Annotated in this window: 12 protein-coding genes and 1 pseudogene; all 13 read right to left on the reverse strand. The window is 35.5% G+C overall.

The window, feature by feature from the left end; genetic code table 11:
* Positions 1–75 precede the first annotated feature (75 nt).
* A complete protein-coding gene (locus ACX5JI_RS11820) occupies positions 76–675 on the reverse strand; it encodes a nitroreductase family protein (protein WP_459501239.1) in 600 nt (199 codons plus the stop codon).
* Between the two features lie 232 nt (positions 676–907).
* Positions 908–1,879 (reverse strand): D-alanyl-D-alanine carboxypeptidase family protein, encoded by a 972-nt coding sequence (locus ACX5JI_RS11825; protein WP_459501240.1) that lies wholly within the window; start codon positions 1,877–1,879, stop codon positions 908–910.
* 130 nt (positions 1,880–2,009) lie between these two features.
* The gene (locus ACX5JI_RS11830; RefSeq protein WP_459501593.1) at positions 2,010–2,456 is read right to left on the reverse strand and encodes a DUF6376 family protein; all 447 of its coding nucleotides are present in this window, start codon (positions 2,454–2,456) and stop codon (positions 2,010–2,012) included.
* Between the two features lie 116 nt (positions 2,457–2,572).
* The gene (locus ACX5JI_RS11835) at positions 2,573–2,794 is read right to left on the reverse strand and encodes a hypothetical protein (RefSeq protein ID WP_459501241.1); all 222 of its coding nucleotides are present in this window, start codon (positions 2,792–2,794) and stop codon (positions 2,573–2,575) included.
* Positions 2,795–2,974: 180 nt separating this feature from the next.
* A complete protein-coding gene (gene cydC, locus ACX5JI_RS11840) occupies positions 2,975–4,708 on the reverse strand; it encodes a thiol reductant ABC exporter subunit CydC (protein ID WP_459501242.1) in 1,734 nt (577 codons plus the stop codon).
* Positions 4,701–6,404 carry a thiol reductant ABC exporter subunit CydD gene (gene cydD, locus ACX5JI_RS11845; RefSeq protein WP_459501243.1) on the reverse strand — a complete coding sequence of 568 codons (1,704 nt, stop codon included), beginning with the start codon at positions 6,402–6,404 and terminating at the stop codon, positions 4,701–4,703. Before cydD ends, cydC begins: the two co-directional genes overlap by 8 nt.
* Positions 6,404–7,420 carry a cytochrome d ubiquinol oxidase subunit II gene (gene cydB, locus ACX5JI_RS11850; protein ID WP_459501244.1) on the reverse strand — a complete coding sequence of 339 codons (1,017 nt, stop codon included), beginning with the start codon at positions 7,418–7,420 and terminating at the stop codon, positions 6,404–6,406. Before cydB ends, cydD begins: the two co-directional genes overlap by 1 nt.
* Positions 7,407–8,807 carry a cytochrome ubiquinol oxidase subunit I gene (locus ACX5JI_RS11855; protein ID WP_459501245.1) on the reverse strand — a complete coding sequence of 467 codons (1,401 nt, stop codon included), beginning with the start codon at positions 8,805–8,807 and terminating at the stop codon, positions 7,407–7,409. Before ACX5JI_RS11855 ends, cydB begins: the two co-directional genes overlap by 14 nt.
* Positions 8,808–9,491: 684 nt before the next feature.
* Positions 9,492–9,834, reverse strand: a pseudogene (locus ACX5JI_RS11860) (hypothetical protein); the annotation flags it as partial.
* Positions 9,812–10,816 carry a branched-chain amino acid ABC transporter permease gene (locus ACX5JI_RS11865; RefSeq protein ID WP_459501246.1) on the reverse strand — a complete coding sequence of 335 codons (1,005 nt, stop codon included), beginning with the start codon at positions 10,814–10,816 and terminating at the stop codon, positions 9,812–9,814. The gene ACX5JI_RS11865 and the pseudogene ACX5JI_RS11860, both read right to left, overlap by 23 nt.
* A 1-nt stretch (position 10,817) precedes the next feature.
* The gene (locus ACX5JI_RS11870) at positions 10,818–11,678 is read right to left on the reverse strand and encodes a branched-chain amino acid ABC transporter permease (RefSeq protein WP_459501247.1); all 861 of its coding nucleotides are present in this window, start codon (positions 11,676–11,678) and stop codon (positions 10,818–10,820) included.
* Positions 11,679–11,703: 25 nt separating this feature from the next.
* A complete protein-coding gene (locus ACX5JI_RS11875; protein ID WP_459501248.1) occupies positions 11,704–12,408 on the reverse strand; it encodes a branched-chain amino acid ABC transporter ATP-binding protein in 705 nt (234 codons plus the stop codon).
* Entirely contained in the window at positions 12,386–13,159 is a 774-nt protein-coding gene (locus ACX5JI_RS11880) for an ABC transporter ATP-binding protein (RefSeq protein ID WP_459501249.1), read from the reverse strand. Before ACX5JI_RS11880 ends, ACX5JI_RS11875 begins: the two co-directional genes overlap by 23 nt.
* Positions 13,160–13,235 lie beyond the last annotated feature (76 nt).

Below are 13,235 nucleotides of genomic sequence, written 5' to 3' on the forward strand. Positions count from 1 at the left end.
GGTGTTTGATGCATTTCACTATCTGTCCCGTGTAAATAAAAAAGATTACCTATTACAGGCAATCTTTTTCGTATTTTATTTATAAAATTTAACACGCGTTTCTAACGGTTGAAATTCTTTTTCTCCTGCTGGTGCAACTGGTTTACCAAATGGCATTTGAGCGATTAACTTCCAAGTTGCAGGAATATTCCACTCTTTTTTTACATCGTCATCAATTAACGGATTATAGTGTTGAAGTGTTGCACCAAATCCCTCAATTTCTAACGCGGTCCAAATTGTAAATTGCAACATTCCCGATGATTGCTGAGACCAAGTTGGGAAATTATCTTTATATAAGGCAAACTTTTCTTGAAGATCTTCTACTACTTTACTATCTTCAAAGTACAAAACTGTGCCATAACCACTTCTAAATGCATTCATTTTTTCTTCAGTCGGTGCAAAATTATTTTCAGGTACAATTTTTCGTAATGTTTCTTTCGTAATATCCCATAGTTTATCATGTTGTTCCCCTAATAAAACAACAACCCTTGCACTCTGAGAATTAAAAGATGAAGGTGTGTACTTTACGGCATGATTTACTACTTCTTGAATTTTCTCATCAGAAACAACTTGCTCTTTGCTAATTGCATAAATTGATCTTCTGTCTTCAATTGCTGAATAAAAATCTTTTGCCATACTAATTCCCTCCAATTGTCATTTTGAGGCTTACTCATATGTATTACGATATATTCCGCCTCCAACTTATTAATAATAAGTCTCCTACTTCATCCTATCAACAAACAAAAATAAATTCAATCTATCACCTTCATACTTTTTCAGTTTGTGTTAGTGATACTTTTTATATTCCCGATAAAATGAAAAACAGCTCATTTTCTACTCAATGCGAGTTTCAAACAAGCTGTTTCACTTACTTAACAATCTGGAAGCCATAAGACATAAGTTTATTTGTTTCTGTAAAACGTTTCATGTTACTCTTCGTACCCATAACCACTGTTATGATTCGCTTATCACCTTGTTTTGCAGTCCCTGTAAAACAATAGCCTGCACTATCAGTGAAACCCGTTTTCAATCCATCCATTTCTTCCATATAAAGTTCTTGGTTAGCCGAATTCAACATTTCATTTGTACTTGTAACAATTGTACTTTTAAAGGCTAACTGACTTTGAGGTAAATGTGTGACATCTAATATCTCTGGATAATCTTTTACAAGATGATATGCTAATTTCGCTACATCAGCTACAGTCAGCTTTGTTTCACTTCCATCAGCTTCTTGCAATCCAGAAGCATTTGCAAACTTGGCTACTTCTGATAATTCTAGTTGCTTCGCTGTTTGATTCATAAGTTGAGTGAAATCTTGCTCCGTCTTCGCTATATGCTCTGCTAAAGCAACTGCAGCATTGTTAGCTGATTTAATCATTAACGCATGATATAAGTCTTTAACCGTCAACACATCTCCTGGTTGTACCGGAATTCCAGCACCTTCTGTTTGTGCTGATTTAGCGCTTATGTTCACCTGATCTTCCCAATGAACTTTTCCTTGATGGACATTTTCTAAAAGAATATATGCTGTCATCATCTTTGACATACTCGCAGGAGCCAGCAACTCTTCCGCATTATTTTTATACATAACTTGTCCATCACTTGCATCAAGAATCATCGCTGCTCTCGCTTCAACTACTGGTACATACTTTTGAGGAATCTCCTTTTCAGATAGCCCCATCTTTGGTAACTCTGCTACTTGTAAAGGCGGACTATCTATTGCCATTTTCCCTTTTGCTTTGGCACTCTTTTCTAGAATATTCCCCTGAAAAAAGAACCAACATGTACCTAAAATAATAGCAAAGAGTATTACTACACTTCCTCGTCCTAACCTTTTCATCATTAAAACTCCTTTTACTCTACCTATTATCATTTCAAATTTAACCATAACAACAATGCCTTTACATCGTCAAGGTCAAACCAAGTAAAAAAAGTCCGTTATACACAACGAACTTTTTTACTTTCTATATTTACTGACCTAAGTTTTGAATCTTGTCTTTTAAATCTTGAACTTGTTGAACTGTCTGCATCAGTTCCGAGTTTTTGAATTGTTCTACATCCATTTTCCCTTCTTCTATCTTGTTTACCGTTGTATCAATTAATGTATTTAACTTTTCATTATATCCAACAATTTGCTGATGAATATCCTTTGCTACATCCGGAGGTGTTAATTCATTAAAAGCTGGAATATCCTTTTGAATTTCGTTAAGTTTAGTCTCTAATTCTTTGCGAGCAGCACTATCGTTAATTGCTTTTTCTACTAATTGCGGTGCTTCATTGGCAAATGTACTCACTTCATTAACATAGTCTGTCGCCTTTTGAGCATAATCCACTGTATTCTTTCCCTCTTCAATCATAGAGCATCCAGTTAAACCAATTACCATTATAAACAAGAATAGCATAGCTTTTTTTATCATCACTTCTTTACCTCCCTACATTCATACAAAACCTTGTTATTATTAACTTTTAAAACGTTATATCCTATGTATTCGATTAAAACCTTTCAGTCCCTTTTTATTCTTCTTCCATACAACTAAGGTTTTACATATCCTACAACCGTTACAAATTCTGATTCTATATGTATTCCAATGATTTCATCAATAATATTCGTATATCCCTCGCCTATGGAAGCCCCATAATTTAATGAGATTTCTTTTTCTTCATACACCGCCTTTGGTATCGTCAAAATAAATTTCCTAACATTCCTTTCATCAATAGGCTCCATAATTAAAACGATTCCCTCTTCCTCAAACATACAATCACTGCCTTTCAGGTACAACTCTAATATGGTTTCAGTATTGCCTTTGATTTATGCATTCTAAACACAGCTAGTCATAATGCTACATTCACCATAAAAATAAAACTTCTCTAAGCAGCTTACTTTCAAGGAATATACGAGGCACATCAAAAATTTGTTCTCTTTATAACAATCTTCTTACATCCCTTTATCCATCTCATAAAGTCTACGATATTTCTCATTTTCTACAAGAAGTTTCTTGTGACTACCTTGCATCTTAATTTGACCATCTTCAAGAAAGATGATTTCATCTACATGCTCAATCCCTATAAGATGGTGTGTGACCCAAATGACCGTTTTGTCTTTTGTTGCTGTAAACATCGTTTCTAATAAAGCGGATTCTGTTTTAGGGTCTAGGCCAATAGTCGGTTCATCCAGTATAATAATAGGCGCTTCTTGTATAAGTGTTCGCGCGAAGGCTATTCTTTGTCGTTCTCCCCCAGAAAATCGCTTACCCATTTCATGCATTTTTGTTTGAAATCCATCTGGAAGAGATGAAATATGCGCAGCAATTTGCGCTTGTTCTAAAACGGACCAAATATGTTGATCGTCTGCTTCTGGTCGCCCAATACGTACGTTATTCCCTATTGTTGTATCAAACAAATGTGGTTTTTGATTTAACACAGAAATATAATTCGATAAAAAATTAGTATGTGCTTTTTCCCCGTCAACCAATATTTGACCATCTAGCGGATAGATCGCTCCTGTTAATAACTTTAATAGCGTAGATTTTCCTGTCCCACTTTTCCCTAATATGGCTATCTTTTTTCCTGCTGGAATGGTAATTGATATATCTTTCAATACAAGTTCGTTACTTTGCGGATACTTATACGTAACATTTTCTAATTGAATTCCCACTTTTTTTGGTATAGTAAATTCTTTCTCTCCATATGCAAATTCATCCTGATCTTCGCTGGGCAAATCGATGTCATTTTCAATACGATTCAGTCGACTTATAGAATCTATATACGATGGAATCCGATCAACTGCATCTGAGATAGGTATTAATGCATTTGTCACTGACAATGTCATTAATACAAACGCTGCAATAATCGTTGGAGCAATTTGTTCACTTTCCGCCTGCTTTCCAGCCCATATAATCATAGAAATCACAACGATCCCTACCGTTAAGTGGATAAGCCCATCTCGAATATGTTGCCAACGTTTCATCTTCTTCTCGATTTTTAGCAACGAAGTATTATGCTCTGAATATTCCTTTACAAATTCAGCTGTTCGCCCACTTGCTTGCCAATCAGATAATCCAAATACAGCATCCGTTAATTGCTGGTATAAGCGATTTTTACCTTGCTTCAATGTAGTATGGTGCTTCCTCATTAAAAATAACGATAACATTGGGATGAGAAAAATAATAACAGCTAACATACTCCCAGCAGTAAGTGCAAATATCCAGTCAAACGTTCCAAGAACTATAACAAATATACTATATATAACTAATCCCAATATACTAGGAAAGATTGTACGCAAGTATAAATTTTGAAGGTGTTCAATATCCTCAGATAATATCCCTAAAACGTCTCCTGTCTGATAGTGCGAACGCAAAAATAAAGCTTGCGGTTCTACAATTCTATATAACTTTGTACGTAAATTTTCCAATATACGGAGAACCACATCGTGGCCAACCAATCGTTCCATATAATGAAAAACAGCTTGCCCTATACTAAATGCTCGTGTTGCAACAATCGGGACATACACAGCCATTATATTTTCTGGTCTGAGAGAAGATTTAGAAATTAAATAACCTGAAATAAATAGAAGCATCGCACCTGAGCTTACTCCAAGAATACCGAGAATAATCGTCAAGAGCATTCTCCCCTTATTTTGTTTTATATATGGCCCAATCCAGTTATTCATTTCTTTCTCCTCCCTTCAGTACAAAAATCTCTTCATAAGTCCCTCTTTCTACAACACTACCTTTTTCTAATACAAGAATATGGTCCATTTGTTTCATCCAATGAAGCCGATGTGTTGCCAGAAAAACTAACTTTCCTTTGAATAACCGAAGCATCGCTTGTTTTATTTCAAATTCTGTTTCAATATCAAGGTGGGCTGTCGGTTCATCTAATAAAATAATTGGTTTTTTACTTAAAAGAGCACGTGCCATTGCAATACGTTGTTCCTGCCCCCCGCTTAGCATCCGTCCTCCTTCTCCAATTCTTTCATGTATTCCGCTTGGTAAAGATTGAACTAGCGAGCGAAGGTCTACTTCATCTATCACACTATCTACTTCCTCATCAGTCGCCTCTGGTTCATAAAAACGAATGTTATCTCCTAGTGAAATCGGAAAAATATATGGTTGTTGCGGAATGTACGCAATGTTTTGTAACCAATCTTCCCGCTTACATGAGTCTATTTCCATTCCATTTATCACAATGTTGCCATGCGTAGGTCGGAGAAAACCTGCTAACACATCGATGAATGTTGATTTGCCAGCCCCGCTTTCACCAATTATCCCAATTGCTCCGTTACCTTTCCATGAAAAGTGAACATCTTGTAACATTGCTTTTGCATGTTCATCATTGCAAACTGTTACACGTTTTAATTCCATACTACTAAATGAATCCCATTTAACATTTGTATCAACTACTTGGACTGATATATTTTTTTGCTTTTGCAAAATCTCTTCAATTTGCTCCATCGCAATTTGTCCATCTAACGTCGCATGATAATTTGCCCCGACTTGGCGAATTGGCAAAAAGTACTCCGGAGCTAAAATTAAAATAGTAAGAGCAGGTAATAGCGTGATAGATCCGTCTACTAAACGAATTCCAAGACCTACTGCGACAAAGGCAATCGATAAACTTGTAAAAAAATCGAGAGCAAAAGAAGAAAGAAAAGCAACTCGCAAAGTACGAATCGTTGCTTTTCTATATTTTTTACTTACTTTTTCAATCTTACCTTCATGTTGTTTACTTCTCCCTAAATACTTCAATGTTTCTAACCCTTTTAATGTATCTACAAAATGATTTGATAATACGCGATACGTATCATATTGATTATCAGCCATTTTCTGCGCTGCTAATCCTAAAAGAATCATAAAAACAATAACAATCGGGATGGTTACAACCAAAATCACTGCAGATTCCACATCAAGTGTAAAAATATATATAACAAGGAGCGCTGGAACGATACAACTTCTAATCATTCGAGGGATTGTTAATTCAATATAAGTTTTAAACTTTTCTATCCCTTCAATCGATAAGGTCACCAGATGACCCGTTCCACTTGTTTGAACAAATCTTGGTCCTAATGTGAAATACGCCTCTATTAATCGTTTACGTAATGCTAATCCTGTTTTTTCAGCAAAACGTTCGACAAAGAGTTGTGAAGTACGAACTAATATTTGACGTACAGCAAATGAAATTCCAAAATATAAAATATCATTCAGCACAGCTTGTACTGTTTCTCCTTGAAATAAACATGTAATGGCACGTGCTAAAAATACTGTTTGTGCAATAATACTACAAGCTTCTAAAATACTAATAAAACTCAACACTACATATAAAAACCGGCTACCAGGATACGACGGAAGTCCTCTTTTTCTTTTCATTAGTACTCCAAATCATTGTTTGACTTAACAGGTTGCTTAAACACATAAAAACTCCATATTTGACTTCCTATAACAAACGGTAAAATAGTAATAGAAAAATAACTCATGAGTTTTAATGCATAATCCCCTGATGCAGCATTATAAATCGTTAAATCATTTACTGCTCCTAATGTGCTAATCATGACACGTGGGAACATACCGATAAACACACTTGCACTTAATAAAATGATTGTTAAACTTGTCATAAAGAAAGCCCAACCATCTCTTCTTCTTTTATTTAATAAAGTAGAGGCAAATAACGCTACAAAAGCTCCAATTGGAACCATAATCCACTCTGTGCCATGGATAGTAAAAATGTCCGTTTTCCATAATCCTACACCTGCAAAAAGAAGAAGTGTTATTAATGAAGCAGGAGCAATTTTTATCGCAACAATACGTGCACGTTCTCGTAATTTACCTGTTGTACGTAAAGTAATAAAGTGCAACCCATGAACAATACATAAAAGAAGGAACATTACTCCGCCAAGTAACGCAAATGGATGAAGTAATTGCATGAACCCGCCTACGACATTTTTATTTTCATCAATTGGTACACCAACCATAAAGTTTGAAATTGTAATCCCAAAAATTAGAGGTGGTAATACACTTCCAATTAATATTCCCCAATCCCATATACCTTTCCATTTATGATTTTCTATTTTACCTCGGAATTTAAAAGCGACTCCTCTTATAATTAAAGCGAGAAGTATAAATACAAAAGGAATATAGAAACCACTAAATAGTGTCGCATACCAATGTGGAAATGCTGCAAACATAGCGCCACCAGCACAAACAAGCCATACTTCATTCGCGTGCCAAAACGGTCCAATTGTATTTAAATATATTCGTTTCTCCAAATCATTTTTCCCTAAAAACCTTGAAACTGTCCCTACTCCGAAATCGAAACCTTCAAGTACGAAGAAGCCAATAAATAAGGTCGAGATAATTAAAAACCACAACTCATTAAGAGACAACATAGTCTTCCTCCTTATCAAACGGATCATGGCTTTGATAATCCTTTTTAGCCTTCTTATTCGCATACCCTTTAATGATACGAACGAATAAGTAAACACAAATTCCTCCTAAAATTAAATACAGTGATGTGAATGAAATAAGCGAGAATAATACTTCTCCAAATGTAACATTCGGAGACACTGCATCTTCTGTTTTCATAACGCCAAAGACAACCCAAGGCTGGCGTCCCATTTCCGTCATAATCCACCCTACTGTATTACCGATAAACGGAAGTGCAATCGCATATACCATCATCTTTAAATACCAAGACTTTTCAGTTAAGCGATCTTTTCTTGATAAAAACCATCCATAAGCTCCTAGAAGCAACATAAAAGTCCCGCTCATTACCATCGCTCTAAAGCTCCAAAACATCGTTCGTACTGGCGGAATATAATCTCCAGGTCCATATTTTTCTTCGTATTGCTTTTGAAGTTGGTTCATTCCTTCCACTTGACCACTAAATTTATCGTAAGACAATAGACTTAACATATATGGAATTTGGATCTCAAACGAGTTCGATTTTGTTTCCGGATTAATATCTGCCACAACTGTAAACGGTGCAGGATCCTCACTTGTATTCCATAATGCTTCTGCTGCTGCCATTTTCATTGGCTGTGATTTAATTAAATGTTGTGCTTGCGCATGGCCAAAAAATAATACAAGCGCTGTTGCAATTGTTCCAACAGTAATTGAAACTCGGAAAGACTTTTTAAACATCTCCGTCTCTTGTTTTCTTGAAATTTTCCATGCGCTAACACCAGCAATAAAGAATGCACCTGTTGCCATTGCTGCTGTAATCGTATGCGGGAACTGTACCCATAATTGTGGATTTTGGATAATCGCCAAAAAATCATTCATCTGCGCGCGTCCCTCTACCAGTTCATACCCTACCGGAGAATGCATAAAAGCACTTGCCGTTAAAATCCAAAATGCTGATAACATTGTTCCAAGTGATAAAAGCCAAATACATAGAAGGTGAATTTTTTTCGGTAACTTATCCCAGCCGAATACCCACAGCCCAAGGAATGTAGATTCCATAAAAAAGGCTAAAAGCCCTTCAATCGCAAGTGATGGTCCAAATACATCACCAACAAAACGTGAATAAGTTGACCAGTTCATACCAAACTGAAATTCTTGTAAAATACCTGTTACTACTCCTACTGCAAAGTTAACGAGGAATAACTGAGCCCAAAACTTTGTCATCTTCTTATAGATTTCTTGTCCCTTAACCACATACATTGTTTGCATTAATGCGATAATAAACGCCAAGCCAATAGACAACGGAACGAAAAAGTAATGAAAAATCGTCGTGGATGCAAATTGAATTCTTGCCAATTCGAGCATATCCATATCACAATCACTTCCTTCTTGAATTTTTATATTTGAACATAGATTGAGTCACAATGATTGGAATAATGAATACTACAGCTCAATCTATTGGAAATACGAAAAGATAGTACCTCTTATGTATTGTTAGAAAATAGAAATTTCCAGTCTTTTTTCGAACGAAACTAAAGCTCTGTTTTTATGAGACTTATCTTTTTCACTATTTCCACAGTGTTTTGTTCGTTAATCGAATTGTATAATATACTTACATAATAAATTCGGATGATTTTTGACGTATTCTTGACAGGATTTTGTCTGAAATATGTCGTTTGTCACTTTTTTGAAATGGTTTCTCATATTATAAAAACGTATTTTTATAATATGACACTTACTTTTGCAGCATTGAAAAAGTCGATTTTTTCTTCATGCACTCGACTTTCCCTCTAAAAAATGCCCCTGAGCTCTAGCCGAAAATCCTCTTACATTTTGTCAAGAGGAAACTATATTTCGAAAATTCAAACTCGTAATATTACTATTTGCAAATAGAAAAATCCCTCCCCTTTTTATATAAAAATTCACATTTTGGTCATTTTCTAAAAGTCAAAAATATATTGAACTACTTTTACCTTCACTTCACTTAAGGAGAACTTTTCAATTAAAAAAATAAAAACACCGAGAATGGACTACATTCTCAGTGTTTCTTCTGACTTATTTTGTTGTGTACTTTTTAATGGCTGGCATAATTTCAGTCGCAATCAATTCAATATTTTTTTACACTCCTATCAAATGGCACACCACCAAAATCAATTTGTGCCATAAATCGTTATTGCCCATATAATTCATATTGGTAGAGCATTTTCTCTTCAAATAATTCTTCAAAAGTATTTACACCGTAACTAAGTAAGCTCTATCCCCCTATACGTGAACCATGTCCAACTACTATTTCAGCACGACCATTTGAAATGAAATCAATCATAGCAAAAACTTCATATACACGAACTCGATCAGACGTACTTTGAGGCAGTGTTTCATGCACTATGTTCAACTTCCTTACTTTTCTCTTCCCTCTTCTTTTTTGTTATAGTTCTTATTTTTTTAACCGTTCCAACCAATCCTGTCGGAAAACCTAATAATACAATAATATATAGTAACCCAAGGAAAATCGTCCATCGTTCAAAGATTGGATATTGCGCCCCCAGTTCCGATAAATAATATTTTAGAGATTCAATAATCCCTGCGCCAGCAATCGCTCCAATTAACGTACCCACTCCTCCTATCATTGTCATTAATAAAGCATTCAAAGTCATTTCAATTGAAAAGACAGTTGTATTTATAAAGCGTAATGTGATAACAAATAAACCACCGCTAATCGCTGCTACTACTCCTGCAACTATACTTGCAATAATTTTATAGTGAAGAACCTTATATCCAAGTGCTTCTACCCGTTGTTCATTTTGCGAAATTGCTTTCAATACTTTTCCAATAGAAGATTGAGTAAATAGGCGAAGCAATAAAAAAATTACAAGTAGACATACGAGTGTAATATAGTAAAATGTAAAGCGGTCACGAAACATATCAGGTACCCCGAATGTAAATCCATCTCCGCCATGTGTAACAGCTCGCCATTTTTCAGCGAGAACAAAGAATAGTTGAGAGATAGCCAAAGTTAACATTGCATAAAAATGGCTTTTTAACCGTAAAGAGAGTAAGCCAATTATATAGCTAATTATCGCTGATAATACAATTGCTATCGCAACGCCAATGAAAAAACTGATTACGGAAACTTCGTATCGATCAAATAAGATTGCCACACAATAGGCCCCTATTCCCAAAAACATACAATGACCGAATGAAACAATCCCTGTATATCCAAGAAGAAGATCAAAGCTCATTGCAAATATAGCAAAGATGAAAATTTGCGTGAACAAAATGAGTAAGCTCCGCGAATCATTCACGAAAGGGAATACACTTAAACAAATCAATGCAGCTATACCAAAATATATCCCAGCCCGATTCAATGTGTTGTTCACCATTTCACCCCTTTTCACCAACAAGTCCCGTTGGCTTGACTATTAAGAAAAACAATAGCATTAACATATTGATTGCGAGTGATAAATCAGGTATATAATATGCCGTAAACGCTCCAGCCAGCCCAACAATTAAAGATGCAAGCGCCGAACCTTGCACGCTGCCTAATCCTCCAATAATGACAACAATAAAAGCTAAAATTGCATACTGCATACCCATTTCAGCAAAAATAACGCCTGAGTACGGTGCAAGAAGAAATCCTCCTAACGCTGCCATTCCAGCTCCTAATAAAAAGACAAAAGAGAATATAGCCTTTACGTTAATACCAAGAGCTTGCACCATCTCTTTATCCATTACACCTGCACGAATCATAAGACCTATTTTTGTTTTACGTAATAACAACATTAAGCCAATATAAATCACGACTCCAACGATAATAACAAATAAGCGATACTTAATTAAGATAATCCCATCAAATGTAAAGCTTCCTTGTAACCACGTTGGCAATTTAGCACTAATTGGATTCGGCCCCCAAAATACTTTTATACATTCACTAAGTACAAGCATTCCACCGAGTGTAACGAGAAGCTGCCGAACATGATTTCCATACACAGGACGAATGAGAAACCTTTCTAAAATGAAACCGAGAAACATTCCCATCAAAATTGCACCTATTAATGCAAGTACATAACTCCCCGTCATATTAAAGAGCCATACTCCCGTAAAAGCCCCCCATGCAAACAATCCACCGTGAGCAAAATTAAGGACACTCATTAAACCAAAAATAAGCGAAAGCCCAGATGCTAATAAGAAAATAAGCATCCCTGTCGAAACACCATTTACAAACAAATTTACTAACACATCCACGTTCTATACCTCCTCCGTATCAATGTTAAGAAATCCCTAAATATTTATGACATGTTTCCTTATCTTCTTTCAGTTCATGCATCGGACCGTTATGAACAATCTTCCCATTATCCATAATGTAAAAATAATCACCGATTTGGCTTGCCATCATAAAATTTTGTTCTACAAGTAAAACAGTTGTTTTCTCTTTCATTTTCAAAATAGCCGACATTAATTTTTCTATCATAATCGGCGCTAATCCTTTACTTGGCTCATCGATTAATAGTAATCCATCACTATTAATAAATGCTCTTGAAATCGCCAACATTTGCTTTTGTCCTCCGCTCAACAGCCCACTTTTCTTATTCCAATATTGTTTTAAATCTGGAAATAAATCGAGCATCCATTCTACCTTTTCTGCATATTCTATCCCGTTCTTCACTTTAGCAAGAGAAAATGTTTCTTCTACCGTTAAATCATGAAATATCCCTTGATTTTCTGGGACATAACCTATTCCTTTTCGTGAAATCAAATGAGTGGATAACTCACTAATTTTCTCATTACAATAATAAATATCGCCATTAGAAATGTGATGAAATCCCATAATAGAACGTAATGTTGTTGTTTTTCCAGCCCCGTTCCTTCCGAACAATACAGTAATTGTTCCTTCCTCAACATAGAAGGAAACACCTTGTAAAATATGAAACTGATCCAAATACGTTTCTATATTATCTACTTTTAATAGTGTCACCGTATAATCCCCCTAAATATGCCGTTTGTACACGCTCATCTTTCATAATCTCCTCCGGCAATCCTTCGGCTAATAACTCTCCATGAAATAATACGACAAGGTGATCTGACAAATGCAAGACCATATCCATTTTGTGTTCGATGAGTACAATTGTATTGTTACGATTTTTCTTTACATTCTCTATTACTTGCAAAATAGCCGGGACTTCCTCCACAGAAATACCAGCTGTCGGTTCATCAAGTAACAATACATCAGTCTTGAGTGCTAATAGCATCGCTAATTCCAGTTTTCGTTTTTCTCCGTGCGCCAAATCTTTCGCTACTACTTCTTCCTTTTCATGAAGCAGTACTGTCTTCAAAAGTCGTCTCGCTTCTTCCATCTGCTGCTTCAATCGAGATACATTTGGAAAAAAACTATAATAATCTTGAACAAATGACTGCACACTTAAGCGTACGTTTTCAATCACTGTTAATTCAGGAAATATATTAGTAAGTTGGAATGATCGCCCCATCCCAAGACGTGTTCGTTCTGGTATCGATAACTTTGTAATGTCACAACCCTTAAAATAAATTTCTCCTTTTGTTGGAGAAATTTGTCCACTTAATAAATTAAATAGAGTTGTCTTCCCTGCTCCATTTGGCCCAATGATAGAAATAAGCTTTCCTTTTGGTATTACCAAATTCACATCTTTAATCACATGGTGTTCCCCAAATGAGACACAGAGCTTTCTAGTCTCTAGCAAATTCTTCACGCTATACCCTCCCCATAAAATTAAAAGAGATGTTGATGTAAAGAGAAGGCTCTCCCTCTCTTTACATCTTTATTTT

This window comes from Bacillus sp. C1 (assembly GCF_054570475.1).